The organism is Asticcacaulis sp., from assembly GCF_051956075.1.
Taxonomy (GTDB): domain Bacteria; phylum Pseudomonadota; class Alphaproteobacteria; order Caulobacterales; family Caulobacteraceae; genus Asticcacaulis.
This window is the reverse complement of sequence record NZ_JBQCGA010000060.1, coordinates 186,882-211,339: the sequence shown is the minus strand read 5'-3', so window position 1 is coordinate 211,339 and position 24,458 is coordinate 186,882. Positions and strand designations below refer to the sequence as shown.

Below are 24,458 nucleotides of genomic sequence, written 5' to 3'. Positions count from 1 at the left end.
CCGGGGCCTTTCATGTCCGATCCGATGAAGAAGAGTCTGCTCGCCGAAGATGAGGATTCCGTGCGCAGCTTTCTGTCGCGCGCCTTGCAGCGCGCGGGCTATGAGGTGGTGAGCTGCCCTGATGGCGACACCGCCATTCTGGCGCTGGACAACGGGCCGTATGACCTGCTGCTGACCGACATCGTCATGCCCGGCGCCGACGGCATCGAAGTGGCCAAGCGCGCCGCCGAGCGTCAGCCCGATCTGAAAATCATGTTCATCACCGGCTTCGCCGCGGTCGCGCTCAACGCCAAAAAGGCGTCGCCCAACGCCAAGGTGCTGGAAAAGCCCGTGCACCTGCGTGAGATCGTCACTGAAGTTGAACGCCTGATCGCGGCGTAGTTCACCGCACAGGTTTTATTGAACCCGCTCAGATAATAACGCCGCCGCGCTGGGCAAGCGCGGCGGCGTTGGACATTTTGGGCGGTGGCGCGCCTGCGCCGCCTACCAGATGCGGACGCGATCCTTGGGCGCGATATAGTAGGTCTGGCCCGGTTCGACGTCGAAGGATTTGTACCAGGCGTCATTGTTGCGCACGGCGCCGATGGCGCGGAATTCATCCGGCGAATGGGGGTCCGAGGCGACGATGAACTTGATGAAGTCCGGCTGATATTTCGACTGCCACACCTGCGCGAAACCGAGGAACAGGCGCTGCTCCGGCGTGAAGCCGTCAATGTCCGGCGCGGTCTGGCCGTTCATGTGCTTGTGATAGGCGTCCATCGCCACCAGTAGACCGCCCATGTCGGCGATGTTCTCGCCCATGGTCAGCCCGCCTTGAATATGCACGCCGGGTAAAGGCTCATAGGCGTCATATTGCGCGCCCAGCGCCTTGGTTTGGGCGTCGAACTTGGCCGCGTCCTCCGCAGTCCACCAATCAACCAGATTGCCGGTCGCGTCATAATGGCGGCCCTGATCGTCGAAACCGTGGGTGATTTCGTGGCCGATCACCGCGCCGATGCTGCCGTAATTGACCGCATCGTCGGCCTTAGGATCGAAGAAGGGCGGTTGCAGGATGGCGGCGGGGAAGACGATCTCGTTCTTGGTCGGCGAATAGTAGGCATTGACCGTCTGCGGCGTCATCTCCCATACCCACGGCTCGATCTTCTGGTCGATATGCGACACCTGATAAGCCCACTCAAACGCTGATGAGCGTTCAATATTGCCGTAAAGATCGTCCGGCGCGATCTGCAAGGCCGTGTAGTCGCGCCAGTGGTCGGGATAGCCGATCTTGACGCCAAAGTGCTCGATCTTGTCGAGCGCCTTGGCCTTGGTGGCGTCCGACATCCAGGTCAGGTTCTCAATGCGCGCCTTCATCGCCGCCAGCAGGTCGGAGACCAGAGCCTCCATCTTCACCTTGGATTCCGGCGGGAAATACTGCGCGACATAGGGTTTGCCCAGCGCCTCGCCCATATTGCCATCGACGATATAGACGGCGCGCTTCCACAACGGACGTTGCTCCTTGATGCCGTACAGCGCCGTGCCGCGGAACGCCCAACGCCGGTCATAGAAGCGGTCAGACAGATAGGCTGCCGCCTGGTCGATGGTGTGGAAGGCTTCCCAGGCCTTCAGCGTCGCCAGCGGCGTATCGGCGAAGATCTTGGCCTCCGGCGCAAAGGCTGTGTTTTGCGCCACAATCACCTTCTGCGCCTGCGACACCCCGGCGGCCTTGAAAAAACCGTCCCAGTTAAAGCCCGGCGCATAGGCGTTGAGGTCGCTCAACGCCATCGGGTTATAGGTCTTGGTGTCGTCGCGACTTTCAATGCGCGTCCAGTGAACCTTGGCGATGGCCGTTTCCAGCGCCACGATGTCGGCGGCGTTTTTGTCTGGGTCGGCGTAACCGGCCATTTTCAGCATATCGGCGATATAGGCCTGATAGGCTTTCAGCTTGTCGGCGTAATTGGGCTGAAGATAATAGTCGCGGTCCGGCAGGCCGAGCCCGCCCTGCCCGATCTGCAAGGCGTAGAAGCCGGGCTTTTTGGCGTCGTCATAGACGGACAGGCCAAACAGGGCCGAGCCGAAGGTCGAAGCCGTCGATCCCATATAGGCGGCCATATCGTCCTTGCTGGCGATGGCGGCGATCCTGTCGAGCGCCGGTTGCAACGGTTTGGCGTCCAGCGCATTGACGGCGTCGCGGTTCATGGCGCTGCGGTAGAGGTCGGCGATCTTGAGATCTTCGCCGCTGAGGTCGCTGCGCGCCGCCAGGGTCTGGATCAGCGTCTTGAGCCGCAGATCGGACAGATCAGCCAGTTTGTTGAAGCTGCCGTAGCCGGGCTGGTCACCGGGTATGACCAGCTTCTTCAGAGCTGCGCCATTGGCGTATTCATAGAAATTATCGCCCGGTTTGACCGATGTGTCCATGCCCGACACGTCGAAACCCCAGCTTCCATAGGTTCTTGCCAGATCCGCCATCCGGTCGGCGTCGGTCGCGCCGTCCGTCACATCCGCCATCAGGCTGTGAGCGGCATAGGGCTGCGGCACATCGTGCGAGACGACTTCGGCATTGGCGACCAAAGGAAGCCCGGCCAGCAGAACGGTGGTGAGCAGATGAGTACGAAAGCGCATGGAGCCCCCATGAGATTGAGCGGTGCAGGATGGAGTCGTCCGCAAGCCGGACGGCGAATTGGCGTCGAGATTGATACAGCTTAACGGTTTTGCATCATGAATTTTTGGTAATCTTGTCGCAATGGCAACCATTGCGTCCCCGATGCGATTTGACAACGGTGTCAGATTTGCAACGCTCTTGTGGCGAAAAATCCATAAGAAAACCCGCCGGAGGGGATATCGTCCGGCGGGTCTATCTATTTGCATTTTAAGCGAGCGTTTCCTCCCCGAAACGCCAGGAGCTGACTTCCTCTCTCCGGGGAAGTTCCGCTCTCTTGAGGCCGGAGAAAACAGGTTTTCGCCACAGGTGTCAACTTGTTTTCGATCAATGTGTCAAAATTATTTTGCCCCTACGGCAGGCTGGTTACAGGCCCAACTAAACAGGTGATAAATCACAGCGGAATTGACAGCGCTGTCAAACACTTTCCACTATGGATTTCAGATGTTTAATCGCTTCGTTGCGCGGCAGGGTGACCTGGCCGGGTCGCCCTTCGCGCCAGGTCTTATTGTCACTTATTTGCAACGCCATTTCGCGACCGAGATCGAGATCCTTGATCGTCACCGTCCCCGCCGCCAACTCATCGCCGCCCACCATGACGGCGGCGGGCGAGAATCGCCGATCGGCGTATTTCATCTGCGCCTTCATGCCGGAACGGCCAAGATAGACTTCCGCCGGAATCCCTGCGGCGCGAATCTCCGCGGCCAGTTTGAAATATTCGCCCATATCGGCTTCGGAGAAGTTGATGATGACCACCGGGCCGCGCACCTTCTCGACTCCGCCGCCTTCCGCCAAAGCCAGGGCCGCCGCCAGGCGCGACACGCCAAAAGAGAAGCCAGTCGCCGGCACGCTCTGGCCGGTGAAGCGCGCGACCAGATCATCATAACGCCCGCCGCCGCCCACCGAACCGAAAGCGACCGCATGGCCCTTATCGTCGCGCGTCTCCAACAGCAGTTCAGCCTCGAATACCGGCCCCGTATAATATTCCAGACCGCGCACAATGCCCGGATCGAAAATGGCGGCGTCCTCAGCCACGCCCATCGCGGCCAGCGCCGTATTAATGCGCCCGAGATCCTCGACGCCCGCCTGCCCTTCCGGCGAGTTGGCCAGCACGCCGGCGAGGCGGTTCAGCACATCGGCGCGCGTGGCAGCGCCGCCCGCGCTGACGAAATCCAGCACCGGCTGGATCGCCGCTTCGGGCAGCATGGCGCCCTTAGTGAAATCGCCGCTGTCGTCCTTACGGCCCGCGCCCAGCAACAGGCGCACGCCTTCAAGGCCAAACCGGTCTAGCTTGTCTATGGCGCGCAGTACGCCAAGCTGCTGGCCCGGTTCGACAACGCCGAGACTGCCGAGCAGACCGTTGAGCAGTTTGCGGTTATTGATGCGGAGACGAGTCGGAACGTCGAGCGCCTTGAAACCCGCGACCGCCAGGGCGATCATTTCGGCGTCGGCTTCGGGACGATCTGAACCGACGATATCGGCGTCGCACTGCATGAATTCGCGCAGGCGACCCGGCCCCGGCTTTTCATTGCGAAACACCGAACCATAGGCGTAGCGGCGGAACGGCTTGGGCAGGGCGTCCCAGTTCTGCGCCGCAAAGCGCGCCAGCGGCGCAGTCAGGTCGTAGCGCAGCGCCATCCATTGTTCGTCATCGTCCTGCAAGGCGAAGACGCCGACATTGGGACGGTCGGAATCTGGCAGGAACTTGCCAAGCGCATCGGCGTATTCAAAGGCCGGGGTTTGCAGCGCCTCAAAGCCGAAGTCCTCATACACTTTCGACACGGTCTCGATCAGACGACGCTCGATAGCGATCTGGGTTGCGCGCTTGTCGGCGAAGCCCCTGGGGCTGCGGGCTTCGGGGCGGAAATTGGGGGTGCTGTCGCTCATATGCGGCGATTAAACCAAGGCGCGCCCGCTTACAAGGCCTCGCTCAAGGTCCATTGAGTGCAAAATTCTGACGAATGCGTCAATTTTTTGTTCCGAGGGGTGGTCAATACGGAAGAACGGCGTTATCATGAATTCTGCATTAAGGAGGATATGCCATGCGTAAGCATTCTCATGCGCGAGAAACCTTTTCGCACTTTCTTGTCGCCATTGCGCTAGTCACAATCGGGGCCGCCGTGATCGGCTGGGCGTACTCAACCTTTGAAACGGGTTGTGAAGTCGGCATTCAATGCCATCCCAGCTTATCGCAGCACGTCGCTTATCAGTGATATCGGCTTCACAGCGTTAACCCATTGGCGCCTGAATTCCGGCAAACTGCGCTTCATCGTTTTTGAAGGAGCGCCGTCATGGATTGTTCAATCGCCCTGGCTTTGATGCTGCGCGGCGCTGCGCCCGCCGATCTGGTCGGCGCCGCCTGCCCCGCAGCGGTCGTGCGCGTCGCAGAAGGCAGGACCGCCACAGATCCGATCTCGCATGAACCCTTTTATGCGGGACTGGTTCAGGACGCCAACGCCCTGCGCGCCGAAACACAGGATTTCAACAAGGCGCCCACCTTGGCCCTGCGCGCTACGCCGCGCTTTCAGACCTATCTGCAAAGGCTGCAAAATCTGTCGGCGGGCGATCTCAAAGGCCATGTCGATCTGAAAAAGCGCGGCACGGATCGCGATCTGAAATGCATCCTGCTTGGCGTATCGCGCGACATCGCCAACAAGGTCAACGATCTGAAAAGCGCGGCCAGCGACGCCGATCTGGCCCAGGCTCTGACCAATACCGACCTTCTGCTGCGTGACAATATCGACGTGATCGTTACGCCGGACACGGTCGATTCCGGCCTCGACTGCGTGGCGGAGTTCGGTAAGGACGCCTGAGCGCCTGACTATTTCGCCCCCGCCTCCATCAGCCTGACGACATCGTCGGTATGCAGAATTTGCGGCAGGATCTGCGGCGCGGCGTTGTGCGCGCCGTAATAGACATAAAGCGGCACGCCGGAGCGTCCATAAAGGCTTAAATAGCGGGTGATCTCGGCATCCTGATTGGTCCAGTCGCCGACCATATAGGCCGTGCCGGTGGCCTTGAGCGCCGCTTCGAACTTGGGCGTGGTCAGCACCAACCGCTCATTGACCTTGCAGGTCACGCACCAGGCGGCGGTCAGATCGACCAGCACCGGCCTGCCCTCGCTGCGCAGTTGCGCCAGCGTATCGAGGCTGAAATCGCGGTGCGGCGCCAGACCTGACGGCATGGACTGAATCTTCGCCGCGCGCGGCAGGCTGGCGGCGAACAGGCACAGGGCGGCGCCTGCGGCCAGCACCACCGGCTTGACCCAGTGCGGCAGCGGGACGCGCAATACGCCGATGCTGACCAGAACCAGCGCCAGAACCAGCAGGACCAGGCCGCCGAATGCAACCTGTTGCGCGAACACCCAAACCAGCCACAGGGCGGCGGCGTACATCAGCACAGACAGGCCCTGTTTCAGCCGGTCCATCCATTTGCCCGGTTTCGGCAAGGCTTTGGCGACTCCGGGCGCATAGGCGATCACAAAGGTCAGGGCGACGAACGGCAGGGCGAAGCCGAGGCCGAGACTGACGAAGATGAGAAACGCCGTCAGCCCGCCCTGCGCCAGCGCCACGCCTATGGCGGTCGCAATGACGGGCGCGGTGCTGGGCGCCGCCACCACCACCGCCAGTACGCCGGTCAGAAACGCGGACAGACGCGGTCGGCTCTGGTCGAGATGACTGGCGCCAAGCCCTTGCAGAGACGAACCGATCTCGAACAGGCCGGACATGTTGAGCGCCACCAGCAGCATGACCACGGCCAGAATAGCGACGACGTACGGGCTTTGCAGTTGAAAACCCCAGCCGAGCGAGGCGCCGAGACTGCGCGCCGCTTCGAGAACGCCCGCCAGCAGCACGAAGCTGAGAACGGCGCCGACGCCGTAAAACAGCGCCTCCGCGCGCGCAACCTTCGTGTCGTGATGCGCGCGCGCCAGACCGAGCAGTTTCATCGACAGGACCGGGAAGACGCACGGCATCAGATTCAGAATCAGACCGCCGACAAACGCCGCCAACATGGCCAGAACGACGCCGGACGCCGACGTTTTCTGCACAGCGGCGGGCGCGCCAAGGCCGTGCATGCCGGGCAACAAAGGCCCGCGCTCCAGATTGACCCTGTAGGCGGTCCCATCGGCAAATTTGAGCACGCCCGCCAACGGCCCTTCGGGCAGGGCGGCGGCGCCCGCCTTCATGCGCAGGGCGAAACCGCCGCCGCCGACATCGGCCGCCTGCTCCGACGGAGCGCTGATCACGCCCGATTGCAGCGGAAAGAACCAGGCGCCGCGCGGGTCGTCGAAATGCGGATCATAGGCGTCTACGAAACCGATTTCGACCCTATCGCCCTTCAGGTCGATGCGTCCCGGCTGACTCAACGGTTTGGGCAAGGCCTTCTGCGCGGCCATGATTTTCGCCGCGTCGTCGCTCGCTGTCTTGGGACCGACTTTGAGATCGAGCGCGACATCGACGCTTTCCGGCACGCAGACATCGGCGCAGACCAGAAAATCGACGTGCGCCTTAATCGGCAGCGTCTCGCCCGCCGTCAATCTGGATGTATTGCGCAGCGGCAGGCTCAACACCGTTTCGCCCGCATAACCATAGCTCATCAGGCCGAAGGCCGGCAGCTTTTCCGGCGTCGGCCAGTCGATATCGCCCACCGTCACGCCATCGGGCAAATTCCAGTGGAACACCGGCGCAAGCCCGGTGTCGCCCGGATTAATCCAGTAGGTGTGCCAGCCCTTCGCCGCCGTATAGTCGAGCGCAATCCTGACCTCGCCGCCCTGCGGAACGGTTTGCGACGCGGCGATCAGGCGGGCGGTGATATGGGCGGATTGCGCGCCTTCAGCATGGGCGACCTGCGCGCCGGTCAGGATGAAAAGGGCCGCCAGAAAAATCCGCCAGTATCGCAAGGTTCCGTCTCCAGATGCTTCTGGACATATACGCATGGATCGGCGGTTCGGTGACAGCAAAAATCGCGAAATAGCGCGGCGCTGACTACATCTCCAGATTCAGCTTGCGCGCCAGGGACAGGATTTCGTTGCGCAGGCTCCCGTTGGACGAGGTCATCAGTTTCTCGATGGCCTTACGCGCATTTTCGCACTCGCACGACAGGATCATACGCTTGACCTGGCCGAGACCGGCGGGCGGCATAGACAGGCGATTGAAGCCCAGAGCAATTAGCACAAAGGCTTCGAGCGGGCGGCCTGCGATTTCACCGCACACCGACACCGGCGTCCCCGACTCCTCGGCGGCCTTCTGGATCACCGACAGGGCGCGCAACATGGGCGGCGACAGCGGGTCATAGCGATCCGACATTTTGGGATTGGTGCGGTCAGCGGCGAACAGATACTGCGTCAGGTCGTTGGTGCCGACGCTGGCGAAATCGACCAGCGGCAACAGGGCGTCGAGGTGGAACAAAAGCGACGGGCATTCGATCATCGCCCCGACGCGCAACAGGGCGGGCAAAGGGCGACCGCGCCGCTTGGCCCAGGCCATTTCGATATCGACCATTTCACGCGCCTGACGGAATTCGTCGATAGAGGCGACCATAGGCAGCATGATGCGTAGCTCCCGGCCCGCCGCCGCCGTGATCAGGGCGCGCAACTGCATGCGCAGCAGGGCGGGACGGTCCAGCCCCATACGGATGGCGCGCCAGCCAAGCGCCGGGTTCTCCTCGCGCTCCATCTCCATATAGGGCAGTATCTTGTCGCCGCCGAGATCGAGTGTGCGGAAGGTGACGGGCCGCTCGCCCGCGCCGTCCATGATGCGCTTGTAAAGCTCAGTCTGACGGTTGAGACGCGGCAGATCGTCCGACACCATGAACTGAAATTCGGTGCGGAACAGGCCGATGCCTTCGGCGCCCGTCTCGTTCATGATCTCGATGTCGAATTCGAGACCGGCGTTCATCAGCAGGGTGATGCGCCTTCCATCTTTGGTGATGGCGGGCTGATCCTTGATCTTGACGAATTCGGCGCGGCGCTGAGCGCGCACATCCATGCGCGCGACGGCGGCGTCGATAATGTCCGGGCGCGGGCGCAGGTACGCCTCGCCGGTTTCGCCATCGACGATCACCACATCGTTCTGCGACACCCGATCGCGCAAGGCCTGCAAACGCCCGACGCAGGGGATTTGCAGCGCGCGCGCCACGATGGCCGCGTGGTTGGAGGACGAGCCTTCTTCGAGCAGGATGCCTTTCAGCTTGCTGCGGTCGTATTCGAGCAGATCAGCGGGGCCGAGATCGCGCGCGACTAATATGGCGTCTTCAGGGATTTCGCGCTTGGCGGTGTTCTTGCCCGCCAGTACGCGCTGCAAGCGGTTGGCCAGGTCTTCAAGATCATGCAGCCGCTCACGCATATAGGCGTCGCGCGCGCTGTTGAGCCGGGCGCGCTGCTCGTTGCGCACACGCTCGACGGCAGCCTCGGCGGTCAGGCCGTTGCGCACCGCCTCGGTCAGGTTGCGCACCCAGCCGCGGTCGTGGGCGAACATGCGATAGGTTTCCAGCACGTCGAAGGTCGGCCCGGCCAGGCCGTGCTGGCCCTCGAACATCTCGTCGATCTGGGCGCGCAGCTTGTCGATGGCGTAAAGCAGGCGCGCCTCTTCGGCGATGGCGTCGTCGCTGAGCAGATGATCGGGCGCCACCGGCACCTCATGCAGCACCACCGTCCCGAGCGCCAGACCGTCCGCGAAGATCGAGCCCTTCAGCCGCTCCGAGCGCGACGGCGCCAGCTCGATGTCCTTAAGTTCCTCAAGCCCGACCAGTTCGCCCGCCGTGACGATTTCAGCCAGCACCATGGCGATGATCTGGAGGTCTTCGACCTCCTCATCCTCATAACGGCGCTGCGCCATATTCTGCACGACCAGAACGCCGATGGTGCGTCCGCCGCGCAGGAGCGGCACGCCAAGGAAAGACTTGTAGGGGTCTTCGCCGGTTTCAGGCCGGTAGGAGAAGCTGGGATGCGCAGGCGCGTCCATCAGATTCAGCGGCTGGCCGAGCCGCGCCACCTCGCCGACCAGACCCTCTGAGAGACGCATGCGCGTCTTATGCACGGCGTCGGCGTTCAGGCCTTCGGTGGCGAACAGCTCCAGTTCTTCCGAGGTGCGGCGCAGATAGATCGAACAGACTTCAGCCACCATCGACGAGGCGATGATGCGCAGCACCGTATCGAGGCGCGACTGGGCCGACTGGCCTTCCTCCATGGTCTCACGGATCTGGCGCAGCAGGCCGCGCTGGCCGCGCGGCGTCAGCCCCGGCGCTTTCGTGACCTGCTCTGTGCCGCTGTCCTTGCTGACCACTGCATCCCCTTTCGCATGAAAAAAGCCATGCGTCCTTAATCTGTGTCGCTTTGTGGCCGGTGTCTAGTCGCTGGCGCCAGCCTTACGCAAGTCACGATAGGGTTATTATCACAACGGCTTAACAATTTGAAACGCGGCGCGAGATCAGCCCAGCCTGCGCATGAAGCCGATATAGAGGCGCCGCGCCACGAAATGGTTGTAGCCGCGCGTATGGAAGGTGGCTGCATCCATGCGCGTCACCGACTTGTTGCCGTCAAAAATGTCATTGGCGTTGACGGTGAGACTGAAGCGCGGGCTTAAGCGCCGGGTCCAGCTCAGGTTCACGCTTTGCGTCGGGCCATATTGCCCCAGCGGCCACAGCCCGCCCGACTGAGCGTGGCCATCGAGCGACACGCTGTCGCGGCCCTTGCTATAGCTGAGATTGAGATTGAGATAGCCGGACACGGCGTTTTGCCGCACGGGCCCGTCGAGATCAGGCGTCGTCAGGCTGACATGATAGGCGCCGATATCGCTGCGCAGGCTCCAGACGTCATTCGGCGTCCAGTCGAGCGACCCCGTCGCGCCATATGAACGGGCGCGACCGCCATTCTGTTTCGTGGTCAGCAGAATGTCGCCGTCTTCAATGCGGCGCGTCTCGACCACCGTATCGCGGCTGACGCGGTAGAAGACGCCGAATCCCCGGCTGATATGATCGCCGTCATGGTCCTCGTTCACCTCGTAGGCGGTCAGGATTTGCGGCTTGAGATCGGGATTGCCGCGCGCCCGGTTTTGCGCGTCGAGATAGGTGGTGAACGGGTTGAGATCCTCCGGGTCGGGCCGTTGCAGACTGCGGCGATAGCTGAGGGTCAGTTTGTCCGTCTTGGCGAGGGCGTACTGCGCATTCAGGCTGGGATTGAGCGCCGCCCAGTCCGTGTCGTGCGCGTAGCCGGTGGAGGTCAGACGCAACGCCATGGCCTCAAAACGCGCGCCCAGCAGAACCTGCCATTGTCCGGCATCAAAACGGCGCGTGACATAGGCGGCGTTCAGTTCGGTCGCGACGCGGAAACGATTGCTGACATTGGCGTCCGGCGTCTCCGCGCCGGTCGCCGGGTCGATGGCCGCCTGATAATTCGTCAGGTCGTTGACCTCGTTCTGCGCATCGGCGCCGATCCCCCATTGTCCGCCCGCCACCGGTCGGCTCCAGTCGGCGCTGACCTCGTTAAGGCGTTTCGCCGACTTGCTCAGGCCGTGGTGATAATCCGCCGGCTGCACAGGCGTCAGCCAGTCATTGTGATAGGATTTATCGACCAGGGCGATGGTGGCTGAGCTTTGCGCAAACAGTTTCAGCGCCGCTTCGCCCTGATGGCTGAAGCTCAGACTGGCGGCGCCATCCGACTGCTGGTTAGGACCGTAGGAGATACGGTGGAACGCCTCGCCGTCAGAACGCTGGTTCAGTTCGTCGAACCACGGGCGCGAGCGGCGGAAATGGTAGTTCGTCGCAAAGCTCAGCGTGTCCTTATCGCTGAGATCGTCATCGAAGCCAAGGCTGGCGCTTTCGACGATTCTCCGGATGAAGACCTCCGAGCTTTGCCGCGTCGCGCCGGTCTCACCGGTCAGGAGATTGCGCCATTGCAGGCTTGAGCCGCGGTATTTGAGCGTGCCGTCGCGACGGAAGGCGGCGCTGGCGTGGATGCTGATTTTGCCGCGTGTGGCATCGCCTGAGGCGGCGACATTCCACAGTCCCTGATCGGAGGCCGCGGCGCGCAAACTGCCGCGCGCGCCGGGATTACGGTTCTTTTTCAGCACGATGTTGAGGATGGCGCCGCCATTGGCGTTATACGCGGCGGACGGATCGGTGATCACCTCGACGCTGGCGATGTCGGACCCGTTCATGGTTTGCAGCGCCACGGCGCGGTCTGGTCCCGACATCACCGCCGAGGGCTTGCCATCGATCAGCACCGTCACCTGCGACTGCCCCTTGACCGAAATCTGGCCGTCCGCCGTCACCGACACGCCGGGAACGGCTTGCAGCACGTCCTGCGCCGTGCCGTTGGCGGCCTTTGGGCTGTTCGAGACATCATAGGTCGTGGAATCGATGGCCTTTTTGACCGGCCTTTTCTTGCCTTCGACCGTGATGGTCGTACCGGCGTCCTGAGCATGAGCGACCAGAGGCGCAAGCGCCAGAAGCATGACGGGCAGATGCGATCTGCGCATGACGTCCCTCCCGCCGCTTTATGCGGCGTTTAAGGTGAATTAACTTTTTGTTAAGACTGGAGCCCTCGCCGATTTTGCGGCGAGGGGGATTATATCCTTGTGTAACAGGCCTTTTTGCTAATGACAAACGATGATATATTGCCTCAGCTCTTAGAAAAATTTGGACATTATCATGCCGCGCGCGCCCCTGCCGCTCAACGCCCTGCGCGCCTTCGAGGCCGCCGCCCGCCACCAGAGCCTGACGCGCGCCGCCATTGAGCTATGCGTGACCCAGGCTGCCGTCAGCCATCAGGTCAAGCTGCTGGAGGAACGCCTCAGGGTCAGCCTGTTCAAGCGCCTGCCGCGCGGTCTGATGCTGACCGCAGAGGGTGAGGCGCTGTTGCCGGTATTGCGCGATTCGTTCGACCGCATGGCCGATCTGCTCGACCGCTTCGACAGCGGCTATGTCCGCGAAGTGCTGAGCGTCGGCGCCGTCGGCACGTTTGCGGTCGGCTGGCTGACGCCGCGCCTTGCCAATCTTCGCGAGCGCCATCCGCATATCGAGCTGCGTCTTTCGACCAATAATAACCGCGTCGATCTGGCCGCAGAGGGGCTGGACTACGCTATCCGCTTTGGCGGCGGCGCCTGGCATGAGACGCGGGCGGAGCGCCTGTTCGAGGCGCCGTTATCGGTGCTGTGTACGCCGCCGATCGCCGCGAGGCTGAAGACGCCGCAGGACGCGCTGAGCCATACCCTGCTGCGCTCCTATCGTGGCGACGAATGGACCGGCTGGCTGGAGGCGGCGGGCCTGCCGACGGACGCCCTGCCGCCGCAGGCTATGGCGCGCGCCATGATGTGCGATTCTTCGCTGGTCATGATCGAGGCGGCCTTGCAAGGCGCCGGTATCGCCCTGGCGCCGCCCATGATGTTCGAGCGCCTGCTGGCTTCCGGCGAAATCGTGCAGCCGTTTCAAATCTATGTCTCACGCGGCAGCTACTGGCTGACCTCGCTGCAATCGCGTCCTGAAACTCCGGCAATGCGTCTGTTCCGCGAGTGGTTGCTGGAGACAGTTCCGTCTTAAGCCGTCCGCAACTGCGTCACAAAGTCCTCGACCTCGTTCTCCAGCTTGTTCGCCTGCGCCGACAGGCTGCCTGACAGGCCCATAAGCTGCGTCGAAGCCGCGCCGGTCATTTCCGCCGCGCGCCCGACGCCGAAGATGTTTTCGGTCACCGCCGTGGCGCTGCCCGCTGCGCGCGAGGTGTTGCCCGCGATCTCGTGCGTCGCCGCGCCCTGCTGTTCGACCGCCGAGGCGATGGCGGTGGAAATGTCGCGCACGCTGTCAATGGTCTCGACAATGCGGTTGATCGACTCGACCGTGCGCTCGGTGGCGTTCTGGATCAACCCCACCTTGCGGCCGATGTCTTCGGTCGCCTTGGCGGTCTGCTGCGCCAGTTGCTTGACCTCGGAGGCGACGACCGCGAAGCCCTTGCCCGCCTCGCCCGCACGCGCCGCCTCGATGGTGGCGTTGAGCGCCAGAAGATTGGTCTGGGCGGCGATGGTCTGGATCAGATTGACGACTTCGTTAATGCCGGTCGCCGCCTCGGTCAGCGCCTGAATCTCGCCCTCGGTCTGGGCGGCGGCCTCGGCGGCGGTCACCGTGGTCTGCGCCGCATGCACGACGCGGTCATTGATCTCGCGCACCGAGACGGTCATCTCCTCGGTGGCGGCGGCGATGGTCTGGACATTGACGGCGGCTTCTTCCGCTGCGCCGGAGACGACCTGCGCCTGACGGCTGGTCTCCTCGGCGGTGGCGGCCAGGCTTTGCGCCGCTTCCGACACTTCAGTGGAGGATCGCGCGAAATCAGAGGCCAGCGCGCCCATTTTCGACTGGAAGGAATCGGCGATGGCGTGGCGTTCGGCCAGCAGACGCTCAGCGGTCCGGCGCTCCTGATCGGCGGCTTCAAGTCGTAGGGCCTCCGCCTCCTCCAGACCTTGACGGAAAATATCGGTCGAGCGCGCCATGGCGCCCAGTTCGTCGCCGCGTTCGCGCCCCGGAACCTCGACCTTGAGCTGGCCGGACGACAGGCTGCCCATGGTCCCGGTCAGGGCCTGTAGCGGACGCACAATGGTCAGGCGCGTCATGAAGAAGGCGATAATCAACACCGTCGCCAGTCCCACGCCGACGCCAGCCCAACTGATGTGTTCGGTATGCCGGGTGTATTTCGTTGCAGCGGCGGAGGCGGCGGCGTTATCCGCAAGCGTGTCGTCCACCACCTGGCTCATGGTCTGTTCGACCTGCGCAAAGGCCGGTTCGCAAGAGGCGGTCATCTGTTTCAGCGCTTCAGCGTCGTCATCGGCCAGAGCCAGTTCCTGCGTCTTGGCGCAGGTCTGATCGACGACGGCATTATAGCTGGCTTCGATGCCCTGAATACGCCCCGTCTCCTTCGGCAGCGCCTTCAGGGCCGATTGTGTTTCCGTGGCGAATTGCGTTTCGGCGGTTTTGAGGTCGTCGCTGGCGGCGCTGAGATCGGCATGGTCGCTGGAGGAGACCAGCTTATAGAAGGCCGTCTCCGATTTGACGATCTGACGGGCGGCGCGCTCCATATTGACGACCGCCACGCCGGGACCGGCGATGACCGCACTGTAATCGTGGTCGATGGACTTCATGCGCGAGGTGGTGAAGGCCACGGCGCATAAGGTCACCGCCGCCATCAGCAGCAGAAGCGTGAACACCTTGCCCAGCATGGGCAGGTTCTTGAAAGATAAGGACGTCATCGAGGCCAACTCCGCAAATACTTTTTATCCGGATTGTCCGCGAAGAATCAGGCCTCGTCTTCGCGGACAACCCGGTGTTGCCATGAAGCTAACGATTCGCGGTTAAGGCGAATTTAACGCGCGGTTGTAGCTTTTACCTTATCTCATACCTGCCGACGCGGCCTTGAACGAGGTAAGAGGGACCACGCCATCCGCAGCCAAGGCGGCGAAGACCTGCGCCGGCTGCGGTCGACCGAAGAAATAGCCCTGCAAGCTGTCGACGCCGGCCAGACTCAGAAGTTTCGCCTGCTCGCCGGTCTCCACGCCTTCCGCCGTTACCGGAATGTCGAGCGCCTGCGCCATCGCCGTCGTCGCCGCCAGCAACTGACCGGCACGCGCATCAAGACCGACGCCGTCGATCAGCGACTTGTCGATCTTCAGCTTGTCGAAGCGGTAACGGCGCAGATAGCCGATGCTGGCGTAGCCCGAACCGTAGTCGTCAAGCGCTATTGAAACACCGAGCAAACGCAGATCGCGCATGACCGCATCCGCCTGTTCCGGCAGGTCGATAATCTGACCTTCGGTGATCTCCAGCTCCAGCCGCTCCGCCGGAAAGCCGGTTTCCAGTAGCGCCGACGCCACATCCGTAACCAGTCGCTTATCGTGAAACTGCGCCGGGGACAGGTTGACGCTGACCCGCAAATCGTCCCGGTGGCGAAAATCCATACAGGCGCGCCGCAGCACATAGAGGCCCAGCGCGTGGATCTGGCCGGAGCGTTCGGCGTGCGGGATGAATTGCGCCGGCGATAATTCGCCGCCGGGCCGTCCCGGCCAGCGCGCCAGCGCTTCGACGCCCGTGGTCCGGCCGTCTCGATCGACAATCGGTTGATACCATACGGCGAATTCGCCGCGCGTCAGACCTTCGCCGATTTCGCGTTCGATCTCGTGGCTGCGTTCGATGTCGCGCGCTAACGTCTCGGAATAATAGGCTGTGCCGCCGCGATGTTGCGATTTGGCGCAGGCAAGGGCGGCGTGGGCATGGTCGAAAAGGGCGGCGCCGGACCGGACGCGCCCCTGAGCCGTCGCGACGCCCAGGCTGGCGGTCTGCGTCAGATGGCTGGGACCAATCTCAAAGGGCGCCTCCAGCGCAGCGCGGATGCGCGCGACCGCGGCCTCGGTCCGTGTCTGGATCGCGTCGCCGCGCGGTTTGAGCGCGAACAGGTCGCCGCCCAGACGGTACAGTCGGCAATGATCGCCACAGACCTTATCGAGCCGTCGCGCGATCTCGACCAGCAACTGGTCGCCCGCCTCAATGCCGAAGGTGGCGTTGATGGTTTTAAAACGATCGAGATCGAATAGAATGACGCTCATATTCTCCTCGCCGTCATAGGCCTTGAGCGCGCGCATGAAGGCGCGGCGGTTCAGAAGGCCGGTCAGAGGGTCGGTGCTGGCCGCCTCAACTAATCGGTTGCGGTTTCGCGCCAGGCGGCGGACAACGAGGATCGCGGTGATGGCGTATGCGGTCAGCTCGAAAAGGGCGAGCCCGATATCCAATGGCGAGAATGACAATGTGGGAAGGGTCATGAACAGCTCCTTCTGATCTGTTCGGGTAAGCTTGCACTGAGCGCGCCGTCATGCGGCGAGCGTTTCTATAGTCTTTTCATCCTGCGTCGCCGCCTGGTCTTGAGCGTGAAACACATCGAAGATAACTCACACTAACTAAGCCGCGCGCAGGGCCGTTACGAAGCCCTCTACTTCCGATTTCAGATCTTCGGCTTGGGCTGACAGGTGGCCGGACAAGCCCATGAGCTGAGTCGAGGCGGCTCCCGTCTGCTCGGCGGCGCGACCGACGCCGAAGATGTTCTCCGTCACCTGGGTCGTGCCATCGGCGGCGCGCGCGGTGTTGCCAGCAATTTCGTCAGTAGCCGCGCCCTGTTGTTCAACGGCGGCGGCGATGGCGGTTGAAATGCCGCGCACCTGTTCGATCGTGGAGACGATGCGGTCAATCGCCGAGACGCTGCGCTGGGTGGCGCTTTGAATCTCCATGACCCGGCGGCTGATGTCTTCGGTCGCCTTGCCGGTCTGCTGCGCCAGCGCCTTGACCTCGGCGGCGACGACGGCGAAGCCCTTGCCCGCTTCACCCGCGCGCGCCGACTCGATGGTGGCGTTCAGGGCCAGCAGATTGGTCTGCGAGGCGATGTCATTGATCAGGTTGACCACGTCGCCAATTGCCTGCGCCGCATCGGCCAGAGCGCGCATATCGGTTTGCGTCGTCTCCGCCTCACGCGCAGCCTCGATGGTGACGTTGTTGGAGGTATGCACCTGAGCGCCGATCTCACGGATGGAGACGGTCATTTCCTCGGTGGCGGCGGCGACAGTTTGGACATTGGTGGCGGCCTCTTCGGCAGCGCTGGAGACGGTCTGGGCCTGACGGCTGGTCTCCTCCGCCGTGGCCGACAGGCTCTGAGCGGCTTCGGACACCTCGCCCGACGAGCGCACGAACGAGTCGGCCAGACTGACCATCTTGCCCTGAAAGGCCTCGACCACTTCCCGCTCGCGCTGCAGGCGGGCGAGGTCGGCGGCCTTGGAGGCTTCGGCGGCGTCGCGCAGACGTCCAGCTTCCAGAAGCCCCTTACGGAAGGCGTCAAGCGTATGGGCCATTTCGCCCAACTCGTCCTTGCGCCCCTGGCCCGGCACGGTGAGGTCGAGTTTACCCTTGTCCATCTCGGTCATGGTCGTATTCAGGGCGCGCAAGGGCCCAACAATGCCCTTGCGTGTGAGTAGATAGGCGATGAGCCCAATAACCGCCATCGCCAGAGCACCCAGACTGCAAAGCGTGACAATCGTGCTGCCAGCGTTACGATTGAGCTGATTGCTTCTGGCTTCCGCGGCCCTATTTGATTGATCGGCGTAGCCTCGCAATTGTTCCTCTGCGCTTGTAAGCGCCGGACTGCATCTTGTCTGCATTTCCTTGAGGCCATTGGCGTTATCATTGGAGCCCATGTACTTCATTGCGCTATGACAGGAACCCTCAAACGCCTGCATGTAGTCTGAACGAAGCTGCTCCAACTTGTCTTTATCAGCTGGAAGTCCCGCTTCGGCTTGGTCCATATAGCCATTGAACTCGGCTTTTGCCTGGTTTATCTCACCCGCCACGCGATCATTGTCCGCCTGCGACGTCACGACGCCGTATTCGTAGAGAAGCCCCCTGGTGCGTTCAATATCGCGGTTGGCCCTGGCCTGGGCAAGAAGTGCGCGTTCCGGCCCAGTCATAATGGCGCCGTAAACGGTTTCGACTGAGGCTATTTGAAATGCCATAATTGCCGCGGCGATGACGCCGACCAGGGCAATGGCGCCCAGCAGCGACAGCACCTTGGCCTGCATGGGAAGATTGTTGAACATGTGACGTGACCCGAACAGCGTTATGGTTGTGTGATCACGAAATATCTCTTAGGCGCGTTAAAATGTCTTAAAGCCGTGTTTTCAGTCGTGCTTCCGTAGCGTTAATTTAAAATGTTATTGAATTATAAAAAGAAAGCCCGAAGATTAACCTTCGGGCTTAAGACTTTTTTTGCAAGGATTTGCAGAGCTTCAACCCATTTCGGGCGCTTTCGTTAACCTCTGCGGCGACGTGTCACACCCCGATCTTGTCAAGCCCGTAGGCGGCGTGCAGGGCGCGCACGGCCAGTTCGGTATAGGCCTCGTCGATCAGCACGGAGATCTTGATTTCCGAGGTCGAGATGACCTGGATGTTGATACCCTTTTCCGACAGGGCGCGGAACATGGTCTCGGCCACGCCGGTGTGCGAGCGCATACCAACGCCGACGATCGAGACCTTGGAGACCGTGTCATCGACGCGGATATCGTCGAAGCCGATCTCGACCTTGGCGTCCTGCATGATCTGCATGGCCTGGGCCGCGTCTCTGCGGCCGACCGTGAAGATCTGGTTGGCGTAATCACCAGAGCGCTTTTCCGACTGCACGATCATATCGACATTGATATTGGCGGCGGCCAGACGTCCGAAGACATTGGCCGAAACGCCGATCTTGTTGGGCAGGCCCAGAAGGGTGACCTTGGCTTCATCACGGCTGAACGCCACGCCGGAAACGATATGCTTTTCCACGATTTCTTCCTCGTCGCACACGATGGTGCCTTGGTCCGTGTTTTCACCGGGTTCTACAAAGCTGGACAGAACGCGCACCGGCACGCGCTGGGCCATGGCCAGCTCGACCGAGCGGGTCTGCAACACCTTGGCGCCCAGAGACGCCATTTCCAGCATTTCTTCAAATGAGATCTTCTTGAGGCGCCTGGCCTTGGCCTCGATGCGCGGATCAGTCGTATAGACGCCATCGACATCGGTGTAGATGTCGCAGCGCACAGCCCTGACCGCCGCGGCCACCGCCACCGCCGAAGTGTCCGAGCCGCCGCGCCCCAATGTGGTGATACGGCCCGATTCCGTCACGCCCTGAAAGCCCGGCACAACGACGATCTGACCGGCGTCAAGCGCTGTTTCCAGCTTGGCGGGCGGAATGTCCATGATGCGCGCCTTGCCATGCACGTCCGAGGTGAGGATCGGCACCTGCCAGCCCATCATCGAGATCGCGTCATAGCCCATATTGCGCAGGGTCATGGCCAGAAGTCCCGCCGTCACCTGTTCACCGGACGAGACGATGACATCGTATTCGTCATCGCCTTCCATGCCTTTGCCGGTCGCCTTGCCCGCGCCGTCGGTCCAGGCGACCAGTTCGTTCGTCTTGCCCGCCATGGCCGAAACGACGACCGCTACGTGATAGCCGGCGTCGGCTTCAGCCGCCACCAGGCGGGCCGCTCTGCGGATGCGTTCGAGGTCGGCCATCGAGGTGCCGCCGAACTTCATCACCAAACGCGTCATGTCTTCAACTTTCTTTCCGGCAGGCTTATGGCTTGCCCTTGTCCATTGCGCGGCCTATCTAGCGGGGGACGCGCATCGTCGCAACCGTTTTATCCTCAGAACTGACCAGGTCAGGCAGAGCGCAATGGCTTTAAATTCAACGGATTTTGTTTCAGATGACACCAGCCCGTCCGGGCAGGCGTCGGGCTTTTCGATCGACGAGGACGAGGTGGCGCGCTTTTCGGCGCTGGCCGCCAAATGGTGGGACGTGAAGGGCGAGTTCGCGCCGCTGCACAAATTCAACCCGACACGGGTGAAGTTCATCCGTGAAACCTGCGTCGAGCATTTCGGTCTGGATGCGAGGGCGCGCGCACCGTTTCAGGCCTTGCGCCTGCTCGATGTCGGCTGCGGCGGCGGCCTTCTGTCCGAGCCGATGGCGCGCATGGGCTTTCATGTCACCGGCCTTGACGCCTCGGCGAAGAATATCGGCACCGCCAGGGCGCACGCCGCCGAAAGCGGGCTCGACATCCGCTATCTCAATGCGACCGTCGAACAGCTGGCGCAAAGCGGTGAAGTTCTCTACGACGTCGTGCTGACCATGGAGGTCATCGAGCATGTCGCCGACCCGGACGCCTTTCTCAAGACCTGCGCGTCTCTCGTCAAGCCAGGCGGCGTCCTGTTCTGCGCCACACTGAACCGGACCCTGAAAGCCCACGCCCTGGCCATTATCGGCGCAGAATATATACTGCGCTGGCTGCCGGCCGGTACGCACGACTGGAAGAAGTTTCTCAGGCCAGAGGAGATCGCGACCTTCCTCGCCGACACGCCGTTGCAGGCCGAACCTCCGGTCGGCGTCAGCTATAACCCGCTCACCGGCCACTGGAGCCTGTCGGGTGATACTTCCGTCAACTATATGGTGGTGGCCAGATATCCCGCCAGCGCCGCCTTTTGAGATTCCATGACCACACTTGTACAAGCCTGGACCGGCGCGCAGAAGCGCCTGAAGGCCGCCTTCATCGACTCGCCCGCCATCGACGCCCGCCTTTTGCTGGAGGCGGCGACCGGCGCGACGCGCACCGACATCCTGACCGATCCCTATCGCGAGTTGACCGAAGACCAGGAAGCCCTGCTCAATACCTATCTCGACAAGCGCGAAAAGCGGATGCCCGTGGCGCGCATTCTGGGCCGCAAGGGGTTCTGGAAACTGCTGCTGAACCTCAGCGAGCATGTGCTGATCCCGCGCCCCGAAACCGAATGTCTGGTCGATATGGTGTTGAAGGCCTATCCGGAAGGTGAAAGCTTCTCGATCGCCGATCTCGGCACCGGCTCCGGTGCGATCCTGCTGTCGATCCTGAGCGAACGCCCGGCCGCCAAGGGGCTCGGCACGGATATCAGCGAGGAGGCGCTGGCCGTGGCCCGCGACAATGCCGCCCATCTCGGCATCGCCTCGCGCGCGGCCTTCCTGCGCACCTCCTGGGGCGACGGCCTGCATGATGCTACCTTTGATGTTGTCGTGTCGAATCCGCCCTATATTCGCTCCGACGTGATTCCCACGCTGGACCCGGAGGTCAAGAATCACGACCCGATGCTGGCTCTGGACGGCGGCGCAAGCGGTCTTGAGGCCTTTGAGGCGCTGGCGCCGGAAATTTTCCGCCTGCTGAAACCGGGCGGACGCACCTGGCTGGAGATCGGCTTCGATCAGTCTGAGGATGTGGAAAAGCTCATGAAATCAGCCGGTTTTGAGGACGTGGCCACCTATCTCGACCTGTCCAACCTGCCGCGTGTGGTCGTGGGACGCAAACCCTGACGCAAAAAAGCCTCTTGGCAGATGCGAAAAGAGGCGCTAATCAAAGAGTGTCTTCACCCTCATCGCAAGCGGTAAAACTTCGGACCTTTCGGTTACGCGCGCTTTCCTTGCGGCAAGGGTTGTCAGAGAGCGTGAGAGATAACGGGCCGACAGCGACCCCAACGCTTTTCCAACTCGCCCGAACAGGCTCAACTCGCCTAAACAGGCTAAAGACATCAGGCAAGGCCGATCGCCGATTGAAGGCCCCGCAAAGGCGGGAAGGTCCGGCGGATCCTTGCACACCCCTAACAGCTACGGCGCCCCGACCAACCACATGGCGGCGCGCAGAGAGACGTAAGTTATATGAAAGACTTTCGGGGCATGAAACGGCAACGCAGCCGTAACCGCAAGCCGTCCGGCAACAGCAACAATCCGAACCGCGCCTATGAGTCGAACGGACCCGATGGCGTCAAGGTGCGCGGCAACGCCCAGACCATTTATGAAAAGTACCAGCAACTCGCGCGCGACGCCAATTCGTCCGGCGACCGGGTGCTGGCCGAAAACCATCTGCAACACGCCGAGCATTATTTCCGCCTGATCCGGCAGATGCAACCTCAGCGCCCGGTGTCGGAATTCGTGCAGCGCGATCCCTTCTCCAACGGCTATGACGATTTCGACGATGAGATCGACAACGAAGCCGCGCCTGAGACCGAAACCGTCGAACAGACCGAGGCGCAGGGCGAGACCGAGGCGCGCGACAACCGCGAGCGCAACGATCGCAATCGCGACCGCAATCGTGACCGTAACGACAACCGCGAGCGCAATTTCCAGCGCGATCCGCAACGCGACGGCCAGCGCTCCGACCAGCGCCCGGATGCGCGGGAAGATGAAAACGGCAATCGCCGCGAAACCCGCCGCGAGCGCTACGAGCGCCGCCGCGCCCAGCGTTTGCAGGATCAGGAAAAGAACCTGAACGGCGAAGACGACGCGCCGCTGCCCGCCTATGCCTCGCCGTCCGCCATCGCCTCGACCGAACCGCTGGGCGCGCCCAAACCGGCGCCACAGAACCTGGTCAGCGAAGCGCCTGCTCAGGAGCCGGACGTCAGCCATCTGCCCGCCTTCCTGCGCGCGCCGACGCCCGCCGTCGCCGCGACGGCTGACGAAGCCGCCGAGGAAGCGCCCGCCAAACCGAAGCGCGGTCGCCGCAAGAAGACCGAAGAGGTCAGCGCCGAAGAGGCCTGAACCGCCTGAGCAAGCTATGAAATGAGCAAGCTATGAAAAACCCTCCGGCTCCACCGGAGGGTTTTTTACGTATTTAGTTCAGCTTCTTCAGGTCCGGCGCGGACAAGTCGGTGGCGGCGGGCGGTTGCGGCCTGGCGCCGCCCGGACTGAAGACCGGCAGCGGCGCGACCGGCACGCCATCCTCGACCAACGACTTCACCTCGTCGGGCGTCGCCTCGCCATAGATCGGACGATCTGGCGCCAGACCATTATGGATGTCGCGCGCCTCATGGGCGAAATCGCCGCCGACATAGTCATGCGTGCTTTCGACGTGCTGGCGCAGGCGATGCAGCGCCTCGGCCATCGCCCGTTTGGCGCTGGCCTCGCCCTCGTCCTTCTGGCGTGAGGTGCGCACCATCGGCGCCATGATCGCCTTGGCCACGTTCTGAGAGCCGCACAGCGGACATTCGACCAGTCCTTGCGCGACCTGCGCGTCATAGCCGTCCGAGGATTCGAACCAGGCCTCGAACTCGTGGTCAATATCGCATTTTAAAGCGTAACGGATCATGGACTCTATATGGGAACGCAGGAACTAAACGGCAAAGTCGCGGTCGTGGCGCAGTTGCGGCAGGGCCTGACGCGCGGCGGCGACCTCGGCGAAGTCGAGCCGGACTTCCAGCACGGCGGGGCGGTCGTGGTCAAGCCGCGCAATCACCTCGCCCCACGGATTGACCGCCAGGCTGTGGCCATAGGTGCTGCGCCCGTCCTCATGCGGGCCGCCCTGCGCAGGCGCCAGCACGAAACAGCCGGTCTCAATGGCGCGGGCGCGCAGCATGACCTCCCAATGCGCCTTGCCGGTCGGCACGGTAAAGGCGGCGGGGACGGCGATCATGTCGGCGCCCTTGCGCGCCAGGGCGCGGTAGAGATGCGCGAAACGGACATCGTAGCAGACGCTCAGGCCCAGCCCGCCCCACGGCGTTTCGGCCACGACGGCCTGAGCGCCGGGGCGCATGCTGGCGCTTTCGCGATAGGTCTTGCCATCGGGCGTATCGGCGTCGAACAGGTGTATCTTGTCGTATCGCGCCGTAATATCGCCATGCGCGTTGATCAGCAGGCTGCGATTGGCGGCGCGCGGCGCATCGGGATGCTCCGGGTCGCTTTCGGCGCGCACGATCGCCGAACCTATCAGGATGGCGACGCGCAATGTCCGCGCCAACTCGCGCACGCCGAGGATAAAGGCGTCTTCGCCCTCGGTCGTCAGCACGCGCGCCTTATAATCTTTGCGCGCCTCAACGAAATTGGCGCATTCAGGCAACAGCACGAACTGGGCGCCGTTGCGGGCGGCCTCGGTGATCAACGGACGCGCATGCGCCAACGCTGCGCCCTGTTCGGCGGGCGTGCGCAACTGCACAAGGGCGAGATCCAGCACCCCCGCCATGCGGACTTTAAGCGCTCAGCAGCGGATCAAGACCGCCGCGCTGATCGAGCGCGACCAGGTCGTCGCAACCGCCGACATGCAGGTCGTCGATGAAAATCTGCGGATAGGTGAAGCGCCCGGAACGGTCGTTCATTTCGGCCCGCAGGGCCGGATCGTTCGAGGCGACGATTTCATGAAAGGCGGCGCCCTTCTTTTCCAGCAACGCCTTGGCGCGCTCGCAATAGGGGCAGTAGGGTTTGGTGTAGATGTCGATCTTGGCCATAACGCACACGCAAAAAAGAAATGAGTTTCCTCAC

General features: G+C 62.5%; 19 protein-coding genes. 7 read left to right on the top strand and 12 right to left on the bottom strand.

The genetic code is table 11. The annotated features are described in order from the left end of the window. Positions 1–24 precede the first annotated feature (24 nt). Positions 25–381 carry a response regulator gene (locus tag ACTHLA_RS16260; RefSeq protein ID WP_440192018.1) on the top strand — a complete coding sequence of 119 codons (357 nt, stop codon included), beginning with the start codon at positions 25–27 and terminating at the stop codon, positions 379–381. A 102-nt stretch (positions 382–483) separates the two neighbouring features. On the opposite strand, the gene ACTHLA_RS16255 is transcribed toward ACTHLA_RS16260, so the two are convergent. Together ACTHLA_RS16255 and hisS are read right to left on the bottom strand one after the other, a co-directional pair. Further along, on the bottom strand, positions 484–2,601 hold the full coding sequence (locus ACTHLA_RS16255; protein WP_440191791.1) for a M13 family metallopeptidase: 2,118 nt from the start codon (positions 2,599–2,601) through the stop codon (positions 484–486). Between the two features lie 454 nt (positions 2,602–3,055). Then, positions 3,056–4,525 (bottom strand): histidine--tRNA ligase, encoded by a 1,470-nt coding sequence (gene hisS, locus ACTHLA_RS16250; protein WP_440191788.1) that lies wholly within the window; start codon positions 4,523–4,525, stop codon positions 3,056–3,058. A 155-nt stretch (positions 4,526–4,680) separates the two neighbouring features. Here hisS and ACTHLA_RS16245 point away from each other — a divergent pair, with 155 nt between their 5' ends. Then, positions 4,681–4,851, top strand: a complete 171-nt coding sequence (locus ACTHLA_RS16245) for a hypothetical protein (RefSeq protein WP_440191785.1) — start codon at positions 4,681–4,683, stop codon at positions 4,849–4,851. Positions 4,852–4,929: 78 nt separating this feature from the next. Further along, a complete protein-coding gene (locus ACTHLA_RS16240; protein ID WP_440191782.1) occupies positions 4,930–5,451 on the top strand; it encodes a hypothetical protein in 522 nt (173 codons plus the stop codon). A gap of 8 nt (positions 5,452–5,459) precedes the next feature. Here ACTHLA_RS16240 and ACTHLA_RS16235 read toward each other — a convergent pair whose 3' ends face one another. From ACTHLA_RS16235 to ACTHLA_RS16225, 3 genes are all read right to left on the bottom strand, one after another. Next, the gene (locus tag ACTHLA_RS16235; protein WP_440191779.1) at positions 5,460–7,574 is read right to left on the bottom strand and encodes a protein-disulfide reductase DsbD family protein; all 2,115 of its coding nucleotides are present in this window, start codon (positions 7,572–7,574) and stop codon (positions 5,460–5,462) included. Between the two features lie 49 nt (positions 7,575–7,623). Then, positions 7,624–9,825: a phosphoenolpyruvate--protein phosphotransferase gene (gene ptsP, locus ACTHLA_RS16230; RefSeq protein ID WP_440192015.1), complete on the bottom strand. Its 2,202-nt coding sequence runs from the start codon at positions 9,823–9,825 to the stop codon at positions 7,624–7,626. A 240-nt stretch (positions 9,826–10,065) separates the two neighbouring features. Then, positions 10,066–12,114, bottom strand: coding sequence for a TonB-dependent receptor domain-containing protein (locus ACTHLA_RS16225; RefSeq protein WP_440191776.1), 2,049 nt, complete (start codon positions 12,112–12,114; stop codon positions 10,066–10,068). 172 nt (positions 12,115–12,286) lie between these two features. Here ACTHLA_RS16225 and ACTHLA_RS16220 point away from each other — a divergent pair, with 172 nt between their 5' ends. Continuing rightward, a complete protein-coding gene (locus ACTHLA_RS16220) occupies positions 12,287–13,174 on the top strand; it encodes a LysR family transcriptional regulator (protein WP_440191773.1) in 888 nt (295 codons plus the stop codon). Here the strand turns inward: ACTHLA_RS16220 and ACTHLA_RS16215 are convergent. The 4 genes from ACTHLA_RS16215 to ACTHLA_RS16200 form a co-directional block, all read right to left on the bottom strand. Beyond that, entirely contained in the window at positions 13,171–14,868 is a 1,698-nt protein-coding gene (locus tag ACTHLA_RS16215) for a methyl-accepting chemotaxis protein (RefSeq protein WP_440191770.1), read from the bottom strand. The genes ACTHLA_RS16220 and ACTHLA_RS16215 overlap by 4 nt on opposite strands. Before the next feature lie 138 nt (positions 14,869–15,006). Then, positions 15,007–16,431 carry a putative bifunctional diguanylate cyclase/phosphodiesterase gene (locus ACTHLA_RS16210; protein ID WP_440191767.1) on the bottom strand — a complete coding sequence of 475 codons (1,425 nt, stop codon included), beginning with the start codon at positions 16,429–16,431 and terminating at the stop codon, positions 15,007–15,009. A gap of 135 nt (positions 16,432–16,566) precedes the next feature. After that, positions 16,567–18,249: a methyl-accepting chemotaxis protein gene (locus tag ACTHLA_RS16205; RefSeq protein ID WP_440191764.1), complete on the bottom strand. Its 1,683-nt coding sequence runs from the start codon at positions 18,247–18,249 to the stop codon at positions 16,567–16,569. A gap of 232 nt (positions 18,250–18,481) precedes the next feature. Continuing rightward, positions 18,482–19,738, bottom strand: a complete 1,257-nt coding sequence (locus ACTHLA_RS16200; RefSeq protein ID WP_440191761.1) for an aspartate kinase — start codon at positions 19,736–19,738, stop codon at positions 18,482–18,484. Between the two features lie 124 nt (positions 19,739–19,862). On the opposite strand from ACTHLA_RS16200, the gene ubiG reads away from it, so the two are divergent. The 3 genes from ubiG to ACTHLA_RS16185 all read left to right on the top strand — a co-directional run bounded on the left by ubiG (position 19,863) and on the right by ACTHLA_RS16185 (position 22,745). Continuing rightward, positions 19,863–20,669 (top strand): bifunctional 2-polyprenyl-6-hydroxyphenol methylase/3-demethylubiquinol 3-O-methyltransferase UbiG, encoded by an 807-nt coding sequence (gene ubiG, locus ACTHLA_RS16195; RefSeq protein ID WP_440191758.1) that lies wholly within the window; start codon positions 19,863–19,865, stop codon positions 20,667–20,669. 6 nt (positions 20,670–20,675) lie between these two features. Then, complete coding sequence (gene prmC, locus ACTHLA_RS16190; RefSeq protein WP_440191755.1) at positions 20,676–21,524, top strand: peptide chain release factor N(5)-glutamine methyltransferase; 849 nt, start codon at positions 20,676–20,678, stop codon at positions 21,522–21,524. Positions 21,525–21,884: 360 nt separating this feature from the next. Beyond that, positions 21,885–22,745: a DUF4167 domain-containing protein gene (locus ACTHLA_RS16185; RefSeq protein ID WP_440191752.1), complete on the top strand. Its 861-nt coding sequence runs from the start codon at positions 21,885–21,887 to the stop codon at positions 22,743–22,745. A 73-nt stretch (positions 22,746–22,818) separates the two neighbouring features. Here ACTHLA_RS16185 and ACTHLA_RS16180 read toward each other — a convergent pair whose 3' ends face one another. The 3 genes from ACTHLA_RS16180 to grxC are packed head-to-tail and all read right to left on the bottom strand — an operon-like array spanning position 22,819 to position 24,424. Continuing rightward, positions 22,819–23,292: a DUF1178 family protein gene (locus tag ACTHLA_RS16180; protein ID WP_440191749.1), complete on the bottom strand. Its 474-nt coding sequence runs from the start codon at positions 23,290–23,292 to the stop codon at positions 22,819–22,821. A 24-nt stretch (positions 23,293–23,316) separates the two neighbouring features. Beyond that, a complete protein-coding gene (locus ACTHLA_RS16175) occupies positions 23,317–24,162 on the bottom strand; it encodes a carbon-nitrogen hydrolase family protein (protein WP_440191746.1) in 846 nt (281 codons plus the stop codon). Positions 24,163–24,169: 7 nt separating this feature from the next. Continuing rightward, complete coding sequence (grxC, locus tag ACTHLA_RS16170) at positions 24,170–24,424, bottom strand: glutaredoxin 3 (RefSeq protein WP_440191743.1); 255 nt, start codon at positions 24,422–24,424, stop codon at positions 24,170–24,172. Between the last annotated feature and the right edge of the window lie 34 nt (positions 24,425–24,458).

Bases quoted from the DNA above. Each gene is read 5' to 3' on its own strand.
- ACTHLA_RS16205 (WP_440191764.1), bottom strand. From the start codon at position 18,249: ATGTTCAACAATCTTCCCATGCAGGCCAAGGTGCTGTCGCTGCTGGGC.
- ACTHLA_RS16175 (WP_440191746.1), bottom strand. From the start codon at position 24,162: ATGGCGGGGGTGCTGGATCTCGCCCTTGTGCAGTTGCGCACGCCCGCC.
- prmC (WP_440191755.1), top strand. From the start codon at position 20,676: ATGACCACACTTGTACAAGCCTGGACCGGCGCGCAGAAGCGCCTGAAG.
- ACTHLA_RS16225 (WP_440191776.1), bottom strand. From the start codon at position 12,114: ATGCGCAGATCGCATCTGCCCGTCATGCTTCTGGCGCTTGCGCCTCTG.
- ubiG (WP_440191758.1), top strand. From the start codon at position 19,863: ATGGCTTTAAATTCAACGGATTTTGTTTCAGATGACACCAGCCCGTCC.
- ACTHLA_RS16180 (WP_440191749.1), bottom strand. From the start codon at position 23,292: ATGATCCGTTACGCTTTAAAATGCGATATTGACCACGAGTTCGAGGCC.
- hisS (WP_440191788.1), bottom strand. From the start codon at position 4,525: ATGAGCGACAGCACCCCCAATTTCCGCCCCGAAGCCCGCAGCCCCAGG.
- grxC (WP_440191743.1), bottom strand. From the start codon at position 24,424: ATGGCCAAGATCGACATCTACACCAAACCCTACTGCCCCTATTGCGAG.
- ptsP (WP_440192015.1), bottom strand. From the start codon at position 9,825: ATGGAGGAAGGCCAGTCGGCCCAGTCGCGCCTCGATACGGTGCTGCGC.
- ACTHLA_RS16220 (WP_440191773.1), top strand. From the start codon at position 12,287: ATGCCGCGCGCGCCCCTGCCGCTCAACGCCCTGCGCGCCTTCGAGGCC.
- ACTHLA_RS16255 (WP_440191791.1), bottom strand. From the start codon at position 2,601: ATGCGCTTTCGTACTCATCTGCTCACCACCGTTCTGCTGGCCGGGCTT.
- ACTHLA_RS16260 (WP_440192018.1), top strand. From the start codon at position 25: ATGAAGAAGAGTCTGCTCGCCGAAGATGAGGATTCCGTGCGCAGCTTT.
- ACTHLA_RS16185 (WP_440191752.1), top strand. From the start codon at position 21,885: ATGAAACGGCAACGCAGCCGTAACCGCAAGCCGTCCGGCAACAGCAAC.
- ACTHLA_RS16215 (WP_440191770.1), bottom strand. From the start codon at position 14,868: ATGACGTCCTTATCTTTCAAGAACCTGCCCATGCTGGGCAAGGTGTTC.
- ACTHLA_RS16240 (WP_440191782.1), top strand. From the start codon at position 4,930: ATGGATTGTTCAATCGCCCTGGCTTTGATGCTGCGCGGCGCTGCGCCC.
- ACTHLA_RS16235 (WP_440191779.1), bottom strand. From the start codon at position 7,574: ATGCGTATATGTCCAGAAGCATCTGGAGACGGAACCTTGCGATACTGG.
- ACTHLA_RS16245 (WP_440191785.1), top strand. From the start codon at position 4,681: ATGCGTAAGCATTCTCATGCGCGAGAAACCTTTTCGCACTTTCTTGTC.
- ACTHLA_RS16210 (WP_440191767.1), bottom strand. From the start codon at position 16,431: ATGACCCTTCCCACATTGTCATTCTCGCCATTGGATATCGGGCTCGCC.
- ACTHLA_RS16200 (WP_440191761.1), bottom strand. From the start codon at position 19,738: ATGACGCGTTTGGTGATGAAGTTCGGCGGCACCTCGATGGCCGACCTC.